The 18,249-nt window shown below is 36.5% G+C and carries 19 protein-coding genes, 1 tRNA gene and 2 pseudogenes; 5 read left to right on the forward strand and 17 right to left on the reverse strand.

What is annotated here, in order from left to right; all coding sequences use genetic code 11:
* The first annotated feature begins 439 nt into the window (after positions 1 to 439).
* Positions 440 to 664: a hypothetical protein gene (locus tag ACE38O_RS06100; protein WP_410541998.1), complete on the forward strand. Its 225-nt coding sequence runs from the start codon at positions 440 to 442 to the stop codon at positions 662 to 664.
* Between the two features lie 711 nt (positions 665 to 1,375).
* Positions 1,376 to 2,623, forward strand: coding sequence for an IscS subfamily cysteine desulfurase (locus tag ACE38O_RS03780; RefSeq protein ID WP_353272849.1), 1,248 nt, complete (start codon positions 1,376 to 1,378; stop codon positions 2,621 to 2,623).
* A 63-nt stretch (positions 2,624 to 2,686) separates the two neighbouring features.
* Here ACE38O_RS03780 and ACE38O_RS03785 read toward each other — a convergent pair whose 3' ends face one another.
* The 4 genes from ACE38O_RS03785 to ACE38O_RS03800 all read right to left on the reverse strand — a co-directional run bounded on the left by ACE38O_RS03785 (position 2,687) and on the right by ACE38O_RS03800 (position 4,785).
* Positions 2,687 to 2,908, reverse strand: coding sequence for a hypothetical protein (locus ACE38O_RS03785; RefSeq protein WP_374698289.1), 222 nt, complete (start codon positions 2,906 to 2,908; stop codon positions 2,687 to 2,689).
* 170 nt (positions 2,909 to 3,078) lie between these two features.
* Positions 3,079 to 3,993 carry an LD-carboxypeptidase gene (locus tag ACE38O_RS03790; protein WP_374698290.1) on the reverse strand — a complete coding sequence of 305 codons (915 nt, stop codon included), beginning with the start codon at positions 3,991 to 3,993 and terminating at the stop codon, positions 3,079 to 3,081.
* Between the two features lie 56 nt (positions 3,994 to 4,049).
* Positions 4,050 to 4,667, reverse strand: a complete 618-nt coding sequence (gene lipB, locus ACE38O_RS03795; RefSeq protein WP_374698291.1) for a lipoyl(octanoyl) transferase LipB — start codon at positions 4,665 to 4,667, stop codon at positions 4,050 to 4,052.
* Positions 4,645 to 4,785 carry a hypothetical protein gene (locus tag ACE38O_RS03800; protein ID WP_374698292.1) on the reverse strand — a complete coding sequence of 47 codons (141 nt, stop codon included), beginning with the start codon at positions 4,783 to 4,785 and terminating at the stop codon, positions 4,645 to 4,647. The genes lipB and ACE38O_RS03800 overlap by 23 nt, the downstream gene beginning before the upstream one ends.
* Positions 4,786 to 4,988: 203 nt before the next feature.
* Here ACE38O_RS03800 and ACE38O_RS03805 point away from each other — a divergent pair, with 203 nt between their 5' ends.
* Positions 4,989 to 6,182, forward strand: a complete 1,194-nt coding sequence (locus ACE38O_RS03805; protein WP_374698293.1) for a phage portal protein — start codon at positions 4,989 to 4,991, stop codon at positions 6,180 to 6,182.
* Between the two features lie 260 nt (positions 6,183 to 6,442).
* Here ACE38O_RS03805 and ACE38O_RS03810 read toward each other — a convergent pair whose 3' ends face one another.
* The 4 genes from ACE38O_RS03810 to murJ form a co-directional block, all read right to left on the reverse strand.
* A complete protein-coding gene (locus ACE38O_RS03810) occupies positions 6,443 to 6,604 on the reverse strand; it encodes a hypothetical protein (protein WP_374698294.1) in 162 nt (53 codons plus the stop codon).
* Between the two features lie 79 nt (positions 6,605 to 6,683).
* Positions 6,684 to 9,218 carry an AsmA-like C-terminal region-containing protein gene (locus tag ACE38O_RS03815; protein ID WP_374698295.1) on the reverse strand — a complete coding sequence of 845 codons (2,535 nt, stop codon included), beginning with the start codon at positions 9,216 to 9,218 and terminating at the stop codon, positions 6,684 to 6,686.
* Positions 9,215 to 9,640: a WPE palindromic element domain-containing protein gene (locus ACE38O_RS03820; protein ID WP_374698296.1), complete on the reverse strand. Its 426-nt coding sequence runs from the start codon at positions 9,638 to 9,640 to the stop codon at positions 9,215 to 9,217. Before ACE38O_RS03820 ends, ACE38O_RS03815 begins: the two co-directional genes overlap by 4 nt.
* Positions 9,633 to 11,129, reverse strand: coding sequence for a murein biosynthesis integral membrane protein MurJ (murJ, locus tag ACE38O_RS03825; protein ID WP_374698297.1), 1,497 nt, complete (start codon positions 11,127 to 11,129; stop codon positions 9,633 to 9,635). Before murJ ends, ACE38O_RS03820 begins: the two co-directional genes overlap by 8 nt.
* A gap of 150 nt (positions 11,130 to 11,279) precedes the next feature.
* Between murJ and ACE38O_RS03830 the strand changes: the two genes are divergently transcribed.
* Positions 11,280 to 11,355: transfer RNA gene (locus ACE38O_RS03830), tRNA-His, on the forward strand.
* 65 nt (positions 11,356 to 11,420) lie between these two features.
* Complete coding sequence (locus ACE38O_RS03835) at positions 11,421 to 11,882, forward strand: hypothetical protein (RefSeq protein ID WP_374698298.1); 462 nt, start codon at positions 11,421 to 11,423, stop codon at positions 11,880 to 11,882.
* 643 nt (positions 11,883 to 12,525) lie between these two features.
* Here ACE38O_RS03835 and ACE38O_RS03840 read toward each other — a convergent pair.
* The 9 genes and pseudogenes from ACE38O_RS03840 to ACE38O_RS03880 form a co-directional block, all read right to left on the reverse strand.
* Positions 12,526 to 13,614, reverse strand: a pseudogene (locus ACE38O_RS03840) (IS481 family transposase).
* A 381-nt stretch (positions 13,615 to 13,995) separates the two neighbouring features.
* Positions 13,996 to 14,754: a phosphate ABC transporter ATP-binding protein PstB gene (pstB, locus tag ACE38O_RS03845; RefSeq protein ID WP_253307333.1), complete on the reverse strand. Its 759-nt coding sequence runs from the start codon at positions 14,752 to 14,754 to the stop codon at positions 13,996 to 13,998.
* A complete protein-coding gene (gene dapB, locus ACE38O_RS03850) occupies positions 14,751 to 15,545 on the reverse strand; it encodes a 4-hydroxy-tetrahydrodipicolinate reductase (RefSeq protein ID WP_374698299.1) in 795 nt (264 codons plus the stop codon). The genes pstB and dapB overlap by 4 nt, the downstream gene beginning before the upstream one ends.
* A 368-nt stretch (positions 15,546 to 15,913) precedes the next feature.
* Positions 15,914 to 16,258, reverse strand: a pseudogene (locus ACE38O_RS03855) (transposase); the annotation flags it as partial.
* A gap of 105 nt (positions 16,259 to 16,363) precedes the next feature.
* The gene (locus tag ACE38O_RS03860) at positions 16,364 to 16,645 is read right to left on the reverse strand and encodes a reverse transcriptase domain-containing protein (protein ID WP_374698300.1); all 282 of its coding nucleotides are present in this window, start codon (positions 16,643 to 16,645) and stop codon (positions 16,364 to 16,366) included.
* 31 nt (positions 16,646 to 16,676) lie between these two features.
* Positions 16,677 to 17,024 (reverse strand): DUF5372 family protein, encoded by a 348-nt coding sequence (locus ACE38O_RS03865; protein WP_374698301.1) that lies wholly within the window; start codon positions 17,022 to 17,024, stop codon positions 16,677 to 16,679.
* 63 nt (positions 17,025 to 17,087) lie between these two features.
* Complete coding sequence (locus ACE38O_RS03870; protein ID WP_374698302.1) at positions 17,088 to 17,363, reverse strand: reverse transcriptase N-terminal domain-containing protein; 276 nt, start codon at positions 17,361 to 17,363, stop codon at positions 17,088 to 17,090.
* Between the two features lie 37 nt (positions 17,364 to 17,400).
* The gene (locus tag ACE38O_RS03875) at positions 17,401 to 17,544 is read right to left on the reverse strand and encodes a hypothetical protein (protein WP_374698303.1); all 144 of its coding nucleotides are present in this window, start codon (positions 17,542 to 17,544) and stop codon (positions 17,401 to 17,403) included.
* 245 nt (positions 17,545 to 17,789) lie between these two features.
* Positions 17,790 to 18,227 (reverse strand): PD-(D/E)XK nuclease family transposase, encoded by a 438-nt coding sequence (locus tag ACE38O_RS03880; protein ID WP_374698304.1) that lies wholly within the window; start codon positions 18,225 to 18,227, stop codon positions 17,790 to 17,792.
* Positions 18,228 to 18,249: the final 22 nt, after the last annotated feature.

Consider the following 18,249-nt stretch of genomic DNA (forward strand, 5'->3'; position numbering starts at 1 on the left):
AAAAACTTCCTTGACAAACTCCGCCAGCCCCCTTATTATGAAACTGAAGGTATTCAGTTATCTTCATCTGTGCAGATTAAACAGCAAAAAAACAACGTAGTTGGCGTCTTATTTTTAATTTTTTGCACTATGTGCACCTTATGTCTTCACAACATTTCTAGGTTTTTACCTATATAAGCTGAAACGCGCTTATAAAGCGTTTAAGACAGTATAGTACGCCAATTTGCAGGATTAGAGAGTGACAACTAGCTAACGCGGGGTTTCTTTTGCCTTTTTTTTTGTTTGGTAAATTTCTTAAATATTTGCAGCGTAGGTTAGTTGCAATTAAAAGCAGCTAAATTGCAGTGTTTAAGACTTAAAAAACGCCAAATACTGAAAATAGACAATGACTAGGGCTTCTTTTGCCTTTTTTTTTGTTTGGTAAATTTCTTAAATATTTATGGCTAAACGACAACCGTCATCCCGCTACGTGTTAGCGGGATCTGTGTTAAGAGATACCGCGAATGAATCGCGGTATGACGTAGGGCTACAGGTGTCATCCCAGTGCTTGACACTGGGATCCAGCTTTTTGGTAATTTTACCGAAAATGTTTGCTCGTTTACAATCAATTTTCCTGGATCCCAGTGTCACGCACTGGGATGACATTATAGGGGCACTGGGATGACAAAGAAATAGGCACTGGGATGACAAGAAAGGAGCACTGCCATTATAGAGTAAAATGAGATCCCAGTGTTGGCTACTTGGATGACATCATAGGGGCTACTTTCATGACATCATTCTTTTTCCTGGATCCAAGTAGTCAAGCTACTCGGATGACACCTTGACAATCGTCATTCCGCTACGTGTTAGCGGCTGAGATACCGTGACGGTATAGTAACTCGTCATCCCGCTACGTGTTAGCGGGATCTATGCTTTGAGATACCGCGAATGAATCGCGGTATGACGGTGTAGATGATGGTTAAGTATTCCGCTACGTGTTAGCGGCTGAGATACCGTGACGGTATAGTAACTCGTCATTCCGCTACTTGTTAGCGGGATCTATTGCCGAGATACCGCGAATGAATCGCGGTATGACGGTTAATTATTCTGCGGCGGTATGACGGTTCGCGGTGGCATGACGTAGGACTGCTGTCATTCCAGTCTGGAATCTAGTTCTTATTGTACATTTACTTGGTGTAGAGTTAAGTTTCCTGGATCCCAGTGTTGGCTACTTGGATGACATCATAGGGGCGCTGGAATGACACCATCACAGAGTGAACCAGCGTCATACACACATCCCTTTGGTGACAATGTTTGTTGATGCAAGATTATACCTTGAAAAAATTAAGTTTTAGTGCTATTAAATAGTTGTAAATTTTGTCCCTGTGGTAGCTTTATGAATATTGAAAGTAAGAAAATACATGATACTAAAATAAAATTACCAATATTTCTTGATTATCAATCTACTACTAAAGTGGATCCCCGTGTTTTGGAGGTAATGATACCTTATTTTGGTGAGTTCAGTAATGCACACTCTCGCAGCCATTCATTTGGTTGGACTGCTGAAGAAGCAGTGGAAAAAGCAAGGAAACACATCGCTGATCTGGTGAACGCAGATAGCAAAGAAATTATCTTTACCTCAGGTGCAACTGAGTCAAATAATACAGCAATCAAGGGCATTGCTCACTTTTACAAAAATAAAGGAAATCATATAATAACTGTCTGCACGGAGCATAAGTGTGTTCTGGATTCTTGTCGGCATCTGGAAAATGAAGGCTTTAAAGTTACATATTTGCCTGTTAAGCAAAACGGAATTATAGATTTATCAAAGCTTGAGGAAGCAATTACTGATAAAACAATCCTGGTTTCAGTGATGATGGTAAATAATGAAATCGGAGTAATTCAGCCTGTAAAGGAGATTGGTAAAATATGCAGAAAGCATAATATATTTTTCCATACAGATGCAGCTCAAAGCTTTGGAAAAGTTCCAATTGATGTTAATGAGATGTGCATTGATCTTATGAGTCTCTCTAGCCACAAAATTTATGGACCTATGGGAATAGGCGCATTATATGTCCGTAGAAAGAATCCTCGTGTTAGGCTGATACCATTGATTAGTGGTGGTGGACAAGAAAGAGGTATGCGTTCTGGAACAGTTCCAACACCTCTTGCAGTTGGTTTTGGTGAAGCGGCACGTATTGCTAAAGAAGAAATGGAAACAGAAGCAAGCAAATTGGAAGGACTGAGAGATATTTTGTACAATAAGATAAAAGAAGCATTTCCTGATATCGTTTTAAATGGTGATTATGAAAATAGAATTCCTGGCAACCTAAACTTGAGCTTTCCCTATGTTGAGGGTGAATCTCTCATCATGGCAATCAAGGATTTAGCAGTAAGTTCTGGTTCTGCGTGCACGTCTGCGTCTCTTGAGCCTTCCTATGTCATACGGTCGCTAAATAATGGCCACGACCTTGAGCATTCATCAATTAGATTTGGCCTAGGCCGATTTACAACTAAAGAAGAAGTTTTGTACGCAGCAGATCTTGTTGCTAAAAATATTGGCCGACTGAGAGAAATGAGCCCACTTTGGGAGATGGTACAAGAAGGAGTAGATTTGAACACCGTGAAATGGGACTTTCATTAAATATATCCATTCAGCCAGTCCAACTGCAAATGCACTTTGAAATTACTCTGTAACCATTCACACTTAATTCTGCAATTCTTTGATCTCACTCCACAACTGTACGAACGTTGTAGTTTGGGCCACCAGTGGGCAGTGCCCAGACACTGGGATCCAGAAATTTTGCTTATAACTGAGCTGATGAGCTAAAGGTAGTTGTCTTACGCTAAAACAAACGTTTTTAATTAAGTTGCATAGAAGCTGGATCCCAGTGTCAAGCACTGGGATGACACCCTCCTGATGGGACAAAATCACAACGTTCGTACAGTTGTGGATACCGTGACGGTATGATGGTTCGCGGCGGTATAATGACTCGTCATCCCGCTTTGTTAGCGCCGCGACGGTATGACGGTTAAGTACGTGTTAGCGGCTAAGAGATACCACGGCGGCATGACGTAGAGCTCACATTAGCTATAAGGTTAGCTAACATTCTGCACATCCATAAAAAACAAACCTTCTTTTTCGTCTTGAACGCTAATAATAGCGTGAGTGTTAAGAGGTAAAGGGTCATTTGTATGTCCATGGCCTACCCCTTTCATTGTAAATACAGGAAAGTTAACACTTTTTGCAAACCTTTCTTTTACAACTTCAACAAGATTATCATTATAACAGTTAACGAAATCCCCAAAGATTACTGCATACACTCCATCAAAAATGTGAGCTTGTTTTAGGTGATCTAAACTGCGCTCTATTGCGTATGGGTAAACTCTTATGTCCTCTAAAAATAGAATTTTACCTTTCGCATTTATTTGCCAAGCGGTTCCTATACTATTTTCAACTAAAGTCATATTACCACCGATGACTTTAGACTCTAATCTGTCATCTTTTAGTCTAATGCCATTGTTTATCATCTTTAGGTTATCAAATCTGATAGAATCCCGCTTGTTAAGAATTAACTCTTTCAATTTTTCAACAGAGCTTTCAGAAACGGAGCTATTTACTATCATTTCCAACATGGTGCCGTGAAGAGTTTGCCAATCATATTTAGCTTGTAGATAGATGTGCAAGGCAGTTATATCGCTATAGCCTATGAGGATTTTTTTGTTTTGAGCAATCCTTTCTTTTTTATCATTAGGTAACTTTTCTAGATAGGGAATTAACCGAGAAGCCCCTTCTCCTCCTCTGATACACCAAATTATTTTACTATTATCAGTTAGTGCATTAATTAAGTCGTTCGCTCTAAATTCATCAGAGTTAGAGTAGAATGGGTTATCATTACTATATATTTTCTCCGAAATATGGGGATTAAAATCCAAAGCTTCTACATACTTTTTTATGGTAGTCAGATCTAGCTCTTTTCCCTTGGAAGAAGGAGCAATAATGTCAACGTTCATTGCATAAATACCTATATTCATGTATAAAGTGAAACATAAAAGAAGGTAAAAATACATTAAAATATCTTATAAAACTCTTTTTTTAGTATATCATCCAATTCAGAAAGTTGAGCTTTCACTCCTAATTTTTTCATTGATGTAACGCCATAACCTTGCAGCCCACAAGGAATAATACCCTTATAGTGAGAGAGGTCTGGAGAGACATTAAGCGCTATGCCATGGTAAGTTACCCATTTTCTTAAACGGATACCAAAAGCTGCGATTTTTTCTTCTACTCCGTTATTACTCACCCAAACACCTATTTTATCCTCTTTAAATTCTCCAGATATATTAAAATGCCTTAAAACATTTATTATCCAATCACCGAGGCCTCTAATATATAGTTTTATATCGCATTTATTTCTTTTTTTAAGATTTAACATTAAATATATAATACGCTGCCCTGGACCATGATATGTGTATTTACCACCTCTACCTGTTTTATATATAGGAAATAATTTTTCAACAATGTCATCATCTGTTGCACTGATCCCTGCTGTGTATAGTGAAGGGTGCTGGAGTAGCCATACCAATTCATCAGATAAATTATTGTGAATTTGTTGAATTTTTGCTTCCATGAATTTTACAGCATAGTTATAATCAATAAGCTGATTAGATATTAGCCATTCTGTCATGTTCAATTTCTTTTCTTTTTAGTATAGCAGTGCGTTCTTTTCCTGTCATCCCAGTAGCGTGACACACAGCTGTACAAACATTGTAATTTGGAAGCAATTGCCACCAGTAGGGTATCATCCCATATTAATTCTACCGCGATTTCAATTTTTTAATAAATTCAATTTTTTTAACAAATATAGCTAAAGTGACTTAGGTTTACCGATAATTTGAAGGACAAAAATTCGTTATCCCGCTGCTTGTTAGCGGGATCTAGAGATACCGCGAATGAATCGCGGTATGACGTAGGGAAACCTGACTTGCATTAGCTATAGGAGGCATATATGAATCTCAATATTTTTCAAAGAAAAAAAAGCGCAGTATTTACTAAATATTCTGCTTTGCAGCTAATGATGGAACCAAGTTGGAGTAAGCGTGATTATGTAAGTTTTGCTGAGGAAGGTTACATAAAAAATGTTATTGCCTTTCGAGCAATCAATATGATTGCAAGTGCTGCATCTTCGGTACCTTTTATTCTCTGCCGGCTTACTGATCAGGGAAAGTCACAACTAAAAGCCCATCCATTACTGAAATTACTTTATTCTCCTAATCCAATGACATCAAAATCGGAATTTATTGAGGGGATTGTAACTTATCGGTTAGTTAACGGCAATTCTTATATATTGATGGTTGAGTCGCAGAACAATAGAAAACCACCAACAGAGCTTTATCTTCTGCGCCCTGATAGGGTTGAAATTGTTCCAGGGAGAAATAACGTTCCTTATATCTATCGTTATACCATAAATAACAACGGTTATGACTTTAAAGTTGATAAACTAACTGGACGTTCAGCGGTGTTGCACCTAAAGACCTTTAACCCTTTAAATGATTGGTATGGGTTATCACCAATTGAGGCAGCTGCATACAGTATAGATCAGCATAATCAAGCAGGTGCTTGGAATCAAGCGATGTTGCAAAATGGAGCAAGACCAAGTGGTGCAATAGTTGTGAAATCAGCGAAGGATGGCAGTGGCGGTAATTTAAGTCAAGAGCAGTACCAACGCTTAAAAGAGCAAATAAATGATCATTATTCAGGTTCTGTCAATGCTGGAAGACCGATATTGCTTGAAGGAGGCTTGGAGTGGAAAGAAATGAGCTTATCACCAAGGGATATGGATTTTATTGAATCCAAACACAGCCCAGCTCGTGATATTGCGCTAGCTTTTGGCGTTCCACCGCAATTGCTTGGCATACCAGGTGATAACACTTATAGCAATTTAGTCGAAGCACGCCTGTCCCTTTGGGAACAGACGGTTTTACCAACGCTAGAAAATATTATCTGTCACCTTAACTCTTGGCTGGTACCAAAATTTGGCAAAGATTTATGCTTGTCATATGACAAGGACGCAATAGAAATTCTCATGGAAAAGAGGCAAAAGTTGTGGAAATACGTAGAAAACGCAAGCTTTATGACACTCAATGAAAAAAGGGAAGCATTTGGCTTGCCACCACTGCCAGGTGGTGATAGATTGGATTGAAATTTTTATATACAATGTAAGTGTAGTAATAGACTTCTTGTATAACCATTGTTTATATGAAAAACCTAGCCCACTCTTTGGCAGCGCGTGACGCTGGAATCTTATTCCTTAATTTCATAATGTAAGTCATTCCAAATTGCACCTATTTGCAAGCAATAATTTGTATCTGTTCAGGATAGCGGCAAGAGTAAAAGTGAGTTTACAAAAAATGGTCAGTGCTTGACACTGGCTTGCCGTAATCTCATCAAGAACGTTGTATTTTAACATAACACTTTTATGCTTACCAACTTAGTAAAATTCCTGGATCCCAGTATCAAGCACTGGGATGACAGGAATAGGCACTGGGATGACAAGAAAGAGGCACTGGCTCTTGGATGGAAACCAGTGTCAGCTACTTTCATGACATCGTTTACTATGTCCATATTGCAATGTTCGTACAGTTACGCTACTTGGATGACAGGAGGTAATGCAAAAAGCCTATTGTCCACTAACCTAAGTAAATTAACTATTTTTCTTGCCAGCCAAAGCGGTGAAGATTTGGTCTACATCAAAACTCATCTTAGGACGCCAAATAGGGCCATTCAAGTGCATATCGATATAGATTGGATTACTATGGTTTGGTGGTATGAAAAAGAACCTGAATATAGAAACTAAAGCAAAGTTAGATAAGATTAAATTAGAAGAGATCGACCCTGATGCTTGATCAATCCCGAATTGTAAACTAGTTGAACATATACCACTCTTAATACTTGCTTTTCCGCTAATATTTTCAAAAAATGTACTGCCATTATATATATCAACATAAGCAAATGTGGAAATTTCAGACTTATTCTTACTGCTTAACAAATTAGTGATAAATGAATTGAAATCTACATTAGTAACTTCTATTCCCTGCGCTTGTAGGTTTACATCTCCTGATAAGCTATTAGCCCAATCATGAAAACTTTTTCCTTGAGTTTTGATTTCACCATTTAAGCTTACCTGACCATTTACATTGTCAATTCCTATAACCTTACCAATCTTTTTAGTGTCCAAATTTACAATAGAAAATCTTGTATTCATTGAGTCTGATCTTAAATAACCCTGAAAAAACACTTGCCCGTGTTCTAATACGTAACTTGCTTGCCTGATAGTGACAACGTTGTTTCTCATTACCGCATCCAAATTAAAATCTTTCAAAACATTCTGCTCGGTTTTAAATTCTGCAGTATTGATTTGCACATTTGCATCAAAGCCTTTTTTGTCATCCAAAAAATCAAGCTGCTTTGTTGACCATTGAATTTGATCTATCTTATTTCTTGAATTTCTTTTTAGCTCTACTAAATTTGGTAATTTAAAGATATTTCCATTAAATTTATTGCCCGTAAGGTTCACATCTAATAAAGGTTTGGCGTATTTTTGATCTACTAATATTTTTGCATTACCGGTAATATCGAAATCTTCTCCAGATAGTTTTATTTTATCTGCAACTAGCTTACCTTTTTCCATTTTCAGCAAAAAATCCAAATTTTTAATTTTCGTATCATTCAATGTAAGGTTATTAACACTGGCCTTTATATTTGCATCATACTGAAAATTTTTCAGCCGTTGCATTTTAGATAAACTGCTAAATAATGAATGATCATATTTATCTGCATCAAGATTATGCATGCTAAATTCACCATCAATCACACTGCGTTTTTTTGTGTGGCTTACTCTAATTGACCCTTGCAAGGATTCCTTATTATTTAGCAGTCTAATGTCTGAGATAGATAATATTCTTGGTGCAAGGTGCAGTTTAGAACTTAGTGTAAATTGATTTTTCTGGTTTTCTTTCATCTTTATAGAAGGAAAAAAACATGAAATGAATGACTCAAAATCATTTCCTTCGACTAATAAATCACCGTCGAATTCAGATAGGGCATTATTATTTGAGATCTCTCCTGATAAGTAAGATATATTATTGATTCCAGGAAATTTAAGAAGCGTATTAACTTTTACTTTGCCATCAGTGGATTTTAGTACAGCACGGAAATTGTCCAATATTTTGTTTTGATATTGAATGTTAGAAGCTTCCATATTAAAATTTAAGCTCAAGTTCTTTGGCACAACTGCTCTAAAGCATTCCAGAAGGTCTTTCATATTCGTTGTTCTTTGTGAATCATTTTGTATGGAATCTAAGTCAACTTTGCTGAAGCTAATATTGAGATTAGTGTGATCGCCTTTTCTATCATTTTGTATTGTACCACTGGCTTGCATGCTTTTGGAATCAATTTTCAAGTCAGTTACCGTAAACTCATTTTCATCGAGGTTGATATTAGATGATATCTCAATATTTTCGCTAGGAATAACACAAGAGAGAAAGCTAAGATTAATGATTTTTGCTAAATCACTCACAGAACCGGAACTATTATTAATCGTTAGTGTTAAATTACCCTGGAGTTCTTCTTGATTTCTATTACCTGTAAATAGCAAATTTACAAAATTTGATTCAACACTAATGTATACATTCTTTTTTGTGATATTAACCTTTCCTGAAAAATCGTAATTATTATCACCTACCTTTACTTCACCAAAAAACTGCTTATTTTTTTTTACAGCAACTTCCTTTATGTTCATAATATCAGCGTTAAAACTTACTTGGCTGTCTTTTATTACTATATCGACTGTGTTACCACTGGCTTTTGTATTTATAATATTAATTAAATTTTCTTTGTTGCTTTTCATGCCAAGCAATGTAATTGACTTTGGTTGCAACGAGAGTAAAAGCAACGATAGGAACGATGGCCTTATTTCAATTTTTCTTACACTAATTAAATCTGATAACTTTTGCTCTTTATTTTCATTGTATTGTACATATACATTATAAATAGTGAGCTTTGGAGTAATGAGTGAAACTTTAATTTTTCCTCCAATATGCACTTTAGCATCATACGTTCTCTCCAACTCTTTTATGATATATCCCTTGTAGCCATTCCAATCTTTGAAAGTTGCAGCAACGTGCATGAGAATGAGTAGCAGCGAGATTGATAATATGGCGTATATTGAGAGCTTCATAATATGCCTCTTAATTGCAATGGAGTTACTCTATTTCCTACCTTTGTCATCTCAGTGTCTATCTTTGTCATCCCAGCACCCACTCCTGTCATCCCAGTGCTTGACACTGGGATCCAGAAAATTTGATTAGACATTAAGTTGGTTAGCAAAAAAGTAGCTAGTCTTATGTTAAAACACAACATTTTTGATGAGGTTGCATGAGAAGCTGGATCCCAGTGTCTGAGCACTGGGATGACACCCTTCCCGGTGGAAATTGCTTTCAAATCACAACACTCATACAGTTGTATGTGTAACACTGAAATCCAGTGTGACTTAAACAAGGTTTTCCAGATCATACAATCAACAAAATTTCTGGATCCCAGTGTCAAGCACTGGGATGACACCGTTTGCTGTTCCTTTAGCAAAAGATCTAGTTTATACATATTTCAAATTATTCAAATTCCCTATAAAAGTTAGGTAAAGAGTACCAAAATAGACAATAACACTCAAAGCTATTAAAGTCGTTAAATAAACAATACGAGCCAATATTTTATCAAAAAATAATCCTGCCAACAAAGAATTAAAAATATAAAGGGCTATTGACATGACTGCCGTTGCTGCAAAAATTTTCATGATATTTAACAATAACGCTTGGCTAACCTTATACATTTTATTTATTGTTAAATAACTAATTAATAGAATAGAATTTATCCAAGTGGAAACAGAAGTAGCGATAGCAATCCCTGTATGCTGGTACTTGTTCATCAACAAAAGGTTCAACACTACATTAATTCCAAGACATATTAATGAGAATATAGTTGGTATTTTCAGACTGCCTTTAGCAAAAAAAGTTGGTAGCAATACTTTATTTATAATAAATGCAGGTAAAGAAAGAGAAAATGCTACTAACGTAGGAACAGTTTGCTGCACTGCATAATGATCAAACTTACCGTAAGAAAAAAGCGTAAGTAAAATTGTGTCGGGAATAATAATAAAGGCAGCAGTTGTTGGCATAATTAACATTAATCCTATGTTGAGAGCCTTGCTTTGTATTTTGACTATATTTTCAGTATTATTTACCTTTTTTGAAATTAAAGGAAGAAGCACTGTACCGATTGCAGTACCGATTATTCCCTGCGGTAGTTGATTTAGTCTATCGGCATAATATATATAAGAAACTGCATTTGGTATAAAACTTGCCATAATTGTATCAATCCATAAGCTTATTTGAGTCACACAGTTGTTGAGAATTGCGGGTATTACACGCTTAAAAAACAACTTTACTTCATTACTTAATTCAAGGCTAAAAGAAAAAGCTGCCTTTAACTTGTATGCACTAAATAGTATCAAAAGTAGCTGGAAAATTCCTCCTATAAGGACAGCTATAGAAAGGTTGTGCGCTGGAGTTTTTACGTAAGGCACAAACAAACTGATGATTAAACAGAGATTCAAAACGATTGGTGCAATAGCTGTTGAAGCAAAATGCTGCTTTACTTGCAGCATTCCACCAATAAGTGATGCAATTGAAACAAAGATTATGTAGGGCATCATAATTCTTGATAAAGTAACAGTAAGGGTAAACTTACTTTGGTCAAATCCAGGAGCAAAAATTTGAATCATATAAGGGGAGAGAGTTTGCATGATAAGGCAAAAAATTACTAGGATAATAAATGCAATTGATATTACACTACTTGCGAAATTAAATGCCTTTTTATCATCGTGTGATTCTGTTGAATATAACGGTATAAAGGACGTGGTAAATGCTCCCTCTGCAAAAAATCCGCGAAATAGATTGGCAAAACGAAACGAAGAAAAAAATATGTCTGCAAGAGAGTTTGCACCAATAACTGTAGCAATTAATACATCTCTTATTAACCCTGAGATCCTTGAAATAGCCGTAAAAAAACTAAATGTGAAAATACTTTTAAACATACCACTACTTCATTAGTGTCAATACAATTAACTATAATAGTAAAAGTATCAATGAAAATATTTATTGGCTAAACTTAAAACCCTCTACAAAAGGAGAGTTAAATAATCAATTGACTATTTGCGCTCGTATGTTAGATATTTTATATCTTGGCGGGCGTAGCTCAGTTGGTAGAGCGTCAGTTTGTGGTACTGAATGTCGCCAGTTCGATCCTGGTCGCTCGCCCCACTAAAATTTTCTGCTTTACAGGAATATGAACAAGTGGTAATATATCAATTTATTATGGAGGTTGTATGGATGACGATACTAAAAGCTTTTTAATATTTTGTGGTGTAGCATCAGTAACAGGTGCACTTATAGGTTTGGGATTGAGTTTCACAGCTTTGTCACCTTTGGTTATAGGTGGAATTGTTGCCGCCATTCCTATAACATTATTAACTGTATTTTTTATATTTGATAATGCAAGAAAAGGAAAATTCTCCAAAAAAGATCTTTTCGAGTCTGCTTGTATATGCATTGCAAGTGCTGCAATTGGAGTTGGCCTTGCTGCAGCTGCGACTGCTATTTTTCCTGGCGCAATGCTTGGAATGGGCTCTGCAGCTTTAGCAGGCGCAACAATAGGGGTAATAGCGCCAGTTGCAGGGTTTTTTGCGGCTATGATGATAGAATTTGCTGCTAAAAAAGTGAATGAGCACATTATATCGCCTATAGTTGAGTGTTTTTCTTCAAAAGGGAAGGAGTACGAATCATTTTAAACCAATTAAGTAAGGTTTCTGCTTTCTGTTATTCTAGTGTGCAGCATATAGCTGTACGAACATTTGTTTGCAAAGGCGGTGTGTTAAGTGTTATAGCCGGTTTTGCCTCAAACACAAAGGCAGTGCCTGGACTCTTGCTTCAATGTTAAACAAAATACCATAGAATTCAAAATGCAAAAAAAATGTTCAACATTGTATCAGGAGTCTAGAAATATATGTATCCGTTCAGAGGTGTGGCTTAAGAGACAATAGATAGAAGGTTTTGAAAGGGATTAAGATTCTTTTGTTTCCAAGTCAGGTATAAAGAAAAGTGGTAAAAATTATTTTAGATATTAAGTAATAAAGCTAGTAATTTATAGACTCTTCTAAAAGAATTATCTTATTTTAGATCAAAATTTCCCAAAAAATAAATGTAACAAACAAGTTTAAATGGTGCTATATTGGGCCTTAACTTGACGCGTATGGTTTATTTAACACTCCCACTATGGCTATACCTAATTGGGCTTTAACTATATCTCAACTTGATATTTTCTTTCCTGGTAGATTGAAAATTGAGTTGAGTTAAAAATGCGGTTTGACACACTTTTTTGAACATTCCCTAACCTCAATTGTAAAAGACAAGATTTAATGTGACAGACAAGAATTAACTGACAGAAGAATTGAGGTAGTCAAAACTAATATCAGGCTCTTGTTTAATGCTACTAATGTTTTTCTGAAAAGCAATATATTTACTATCAAAAAACGTTTGCATAGGTGTTTTGCCATAGCAATACTTACCCGAGTGAGACCTTGTCTCATTATAAGAACGCAACCAATAATCAACATCAATCTGTAGATCTTCCAAAGAATTGTAGATTTTCTTTCTAAAGATAATATTGTAACACTCATCTTGCATGGTTCTATGAAATCTTTCACATATGCCATTGGTTTGTGGAGAGTTGGCTTTGGTTCTAGAATGATCGATATTTTCGATTCCCAAATATAACTGATAAGCGTGATTTTCTGGCTTGCCACAATACTCTGTACCCCTATCAGTTAGAATGCGTAATAATGGAATTTTCTGCTCATCAAAAAATGGAATAACTCTATCGTTGAGGAGGTCTGCAGCTGTAATAGCTGTTCTGTCCGTGTAAAGTTTAACCATTGCAACTCTCGAATAAGTATCAACAAAAGTCTGCTGATAAATTAGCCCTATACCTTTGATATTGCCCACATAATAGGTATCTTGAGAACCCAAATAACCTGGATGTTGTGTCTCAATTTCACCATGAGCTTCCCTTTGTTCTTTAACTTTTTCTAAAGCTGTAAGTTGTTCTTCAGTTAAAATGATTCCTTCTTAAGCTACTTTTGTCTCTAGCGCTTTAAGTCTCTTTTTGAGAGTTTCAAGGTCATTTCTTAGCCATACAGACCTTACTCCTCCCTGAGAAATTATTATACCTCTTTTTCTCAGTTCATTTGCAGCTCTTTCTTGCCCATATGCTGGAAATTCTGTTGCTATACCAATCACTGCTCTTTCTATATCGTCGGAAACTCTGTTCGCTAATAGCGGTTTTTTCTTACTTATTTCATGTAATGCTTCCTCTCCTCCATTTTCATATAACTCCTTAAACCGATAAAATGTATCTCTTGAGTATCCCATCACTTTGCATGCTTGAGATACATTTCCTAGTTGTTTTGCTAGCTCTAATAACCCTAGCTTTGGTTTTAGTATTTTTGTTTGTATTGTACTCATTTCTAACACTCCTTTCTTTTATTATTTTATAACTTACTTATTTTAAGTGTCAGATCAAGTCCTATTTAATACACTTAAATATTTCTCACTCAAGTTTCACTTTAGATCTATAGCTAGTGCAAGTCAGTACGTCATACCGCGGCGGTATCTCTATAGCTAACCCAAGAAAGGTTTCCCTACGTCATACCGCGGCGGCGCTAACTAGTAGCGGAATGACGAATTTGTTGTTTTTCAAATTGTAGGTAAACCTAAGCCACTTTAGCTATAACAAGCAGCGGGATGATGGTTGTCGGTAAATCTAAGTCAGTTTAGCTATACCATGCTGAACGACAGATATGGATACATTTTTTAAAGTAGCCAAGCTACTTTGATGACAGAAATTTAATGATCCAGGATATACTCCTTTGTTAAGGGAGATTGAGCATTTTCGAATATTTCTTGAGTGCTTCCAGACTCAACAATTCTGCCATTATGAAAGAAAATTACACTATCAGATAACTTTTTAGCTTGCTTCATTGAATGAGTTACCATAATTATAGTAAACCTTAATTTCAGCTCTTGTATAAGATTTTCGATTGCATTGGTTGCCATTGGATCAAGAGCGGAGCACGGTTCATCCATTAATAAAATAGTTGGCTTCACTGCAATTGCGCGAGCGATGCATAGCCTCTGTTGTTGGCCACCGGATAAATCGAGTGCACTATCTTGCAATCTGTCTTTTAATTCTTCCCATAAGCCAACTTTAGTTAAACTATTTTCCACCATCTCATTCAATTTTTGCTTATCCTTCACCATACCATGCAGTTTTGGCCCATAAGCAACATTGTCATATATTGATTTTGGAAAAGGATTTGGCTTTTGAAATACCATGCCAACTTTTGCTCTGAGTAGCACAACATCCATATCGCGTGAATATATATCACCCAGCCCATCGATATCTAATTCACCAACAGTTTTGCATCCAGGTACATAGTCATTCATACGATTAAAACAACGCAAAAATGTTGATTTACCGCACCCAGATGGTCCGATAAAAGTAGTAACTTTTCTTTTATAAATATTCAAATTTATATCGAATAAAACTTGCTTAGAGCCATACCAGAGATTTAAATCTTTAACAGAGGCACGTGTATTGCTCATATCACATCCTGCATTGAATAGAGCCCCGGAATTTCTCTTTTATTTTCATATAGCCATACTGCTGCTTGAACAGCTCCTCTAGCAAATGTTGTGCGATCAATTGCTTTGTGGTTTAGTTCTATCCGTTCATCAGAATTAACAAACATCACGCTGTGATCTCCTATTACTCCACCTCCACGAGATACTGCAAAACCTATTCCCCCCTTTTTTCTTATGTTTGAACCACTATGTAAATATTGATTGGACTGAAAATCCACTTTTGAAGCGTTAGCAATTGTTTTGCCAAGTTCTATAGCTGTTCCAGATGGTGAATCCTTTTTTAAGTTATGATGCATTTCCCAAATCTCAACGTCATATTCATTACCTAAAAGCTCAGCAGCTTTTTTTACCAATTTCAGCAACACATTAACCCCAACACTCATATTTGCTGACCATAATATTGGAACTTCAGCAGCATACTCTTTTAAATCGACACCTTCTATTCCAGTTGTGCCACTAACTAGCGGTGTTTTAAATTTTACAGCTGCTTTAAGGCAGTCTAACATACATTCTTTAGTTGTAAAATCTATTACAACGTCAGATGACTCAAATATGCCACTAATAGAGTTAGTAACTTTAATTCCTAGATTAGAACCATAGCCTATAATTGGTCCAATATCTAAGCCTATGTACTTACTGCCTGAGCGGGCAACAGCACCTGCTATTTCCACTTCGGTATTTGTAATTAATTCATTGAGTATTTTCTTGCCCATTCTGCCTAAGCAGCCTATTACTCCAACTCTGATTTTCATAAAGCTTTTTGTGTTATATTAGGCCTTTTTTTAAGCTCTGTCACTTCTGATCTATATTCTATAGCTGACCCAAGCAACACCCGCGGTATCTCATCCGCTAACTAGTAGCGGAATGATGGTTTTTCAAATTGTCGGTAAATCTAAGTCAGTTTAGCTATATATGACTCATTTCTTTACTGTAACTTAACAAGAACTGGTCTTTAGCTAATAGTTATTGACAATAAGGGTAAGTTAACTTTGATAAGAATCTTTTCTGTGTTCAATTGAAGTCTGTATGTTCTGGAATATCTATATAGTAAATTATGCGGTAATCGTAGACTACGCTGCCCACTTAAATTATGCCACAAAGGTTTTCCAAGTGTAACCGTTCACAGATTTCCACTTAATTCTTCAATCTCACTAATAGAAAGGCCTGTAAACTTGACAATAGTGTTGACATCAACATTCTTAGCCAGCATTGCTTTTGCAACTTCAATTTTCCCTTCAATTTTCCCTTCAATTTTCCCTTCAATTTTTCCTTTCTCTTTACCAATTTTTTTACCTTTCTCTTCAGCAAGATCAAGTCTGTATTCAAGAATGGCTTCTTCTTTCCGTAGATCCATTATTCTTTCTTCGTAAGCTACTAAATCTTTTTCGTTCCAACGAAACTTGTCTAATTCATCATATGCTAGCTTTATTATTGGCGCTTTTTCTGCTATCTCTTTTAAGTCCTCAGCTCTTTACCAAAGCAGCTTATGGCTGTTTGAAGCCTGCTCTTGCAAACCGGCTCCGAGGGGCCCTCCCTCATCTATTGCACAGCTTCAACACTTCACGTGTTTCTACGGCGCACAGTCGTCTGCGTACCTGATTACATTCACTCCACTTCTGATTTTTCCTCTTCTTTTGCTACCTAATTTACCAAAGCTACTTTCTAATAACTGTTCAAGACCATCTAAGGTAAAGTTAGCTAGTATTGGAGAAATTATACCTCCTTGCGGAGTGCCAGCAGTTGTGGGATACAAGGTTTTTGACTCTAGGAAACCAGCCTTTAACCAACTATGCAGAATTTTCTTCTCCATAGGAATATGCTTCATTACGGAGGTTTTTCCTTCCGATGGCATAATTTCTTTCCTATAATCATTCTTGCGTTAGTCATTGATCAACCTCCTTGCTATTTTTAGCTTGATCAAGGTCGGTAACCAATTTAACTAACTGCTGAAGATGGGAAAACGATAAAATAGGCGATAAATCAGTAAGGATTTGATAAGGATTAGGATCTGCTTTGTCTGTCCAATCACGTGAAATACCTACTGTACCACGTGCCAACGTTCTCAAACTAAATATATCACGATTATTAAAGTTTTTTGTTGATAATATTTGAAAACTTTGTCCCTTCCATGGATGGAATGGATGAGTAATAGTAACATATCCCGAATACTGACTGGACTTAGGTGCAGTTAATTCTAACCATGGGTATACCAAGAGGCCTTCTTTTGCCATTAGATTTACTGATATAAATTCGTTTGAGCGGAGAAGGTTTATATCCTCTTTGTTTTAACAGCTTTATTCCTTGAAATTTAGCATTGCAAGTTGACCATCCACACCTGCTGTGGTTTTTCCTTGGTTTTCAGTTACTCTCTTAACAGCCAAGGCTTTGCCGCTAAAAGAGCGTGTGAGAAGATGTTGTAAAGTTTTCACCTTACCCCATCTTCCTTGTTGGACAGCCTTAACAATACGTCTTTGTAGCCTCATAACAACTTTTTGGCATTTCTTCCAGGATAACTGGTTCCATACTTCGGAGTTGTTGGTGGGTGCACTTACAGTTTTACTTGTAATCATCTGCTTTCCTACCTTAAGTGGTTAACAAAGTTTCTTGTCACGAAGGACCAAATGGAAGTCTGCTCGTTTTCACGCGAATTAATGTTACAAATTCTATCCATTTCGTTACAAAATGGCATTCGCTTTCTCCATTATCCTTTACCTGCACATCCATCAGCATTCCTTGCGGTTTGCCTGCCATATAGGCGAAAATACAGGCTTACCCTGTTCCTTCTGTCATACAATAGTGGGTTAGGTGACTTCTCTATACCGATTATTTGCGTACATCCAGAAATGAAAAATGTCACATTACCTTTTGGTCGGAGCTTATCAGCATCTTTAGCTCCTTAATCGTTACGATACTTATGAAGCTTCACTTAAGTTCACCATACCACTTAGCCTAGCCCTCCAACCACATGATGCTTGTAGTTTATGCTCCTCTTACGATTACGCATCTTCTTTTTCAAGAGGAGGTTCATTGTCCGCATCGCTCGGCACCAACTGGTTACCCGATTCGCACTGATGCATAGACTCAGATGGCAAAACATCTGGTTTAATAAGTTTTAGAATCCTTTCAGTTTCTTTCTGAATGAATTCCTCTCCTTTTAAACAATATGACCGAAGACTTTCAGGTCGCACCATTTCAATAATTAGCTGGGTTCCAGCAGAATCAGTACAGAGAACATCAACAATGCTCTGCTTTTGAGAAGCAATATCAGGGGCCTGAATGGGACTTAAGAAAGAAACATCTTCTATCTGATCAACACCAGTAAGGCCTAGCATATCATTAAGAAAGTGAATAAGAATGTCCTTATTATTTACAGAGCCAAAAATACGCCGAAAGGCAAAGTCGTTCTTAGGATCGAGAAACTTAGAAATAGCCATAGTAAAAATGCTTAGAAAAGAT

It is taken from the genome of Wolbachia endosymbiont (group B) of Limnophora tigrina, from assembly GCF_964263235.1.
Taxonomy (GTDB): Bacteria; Pseudomonadota; Alphaproteobacteria; order Rickettsiales; family Anaplasmataceae; genus Wolbachia.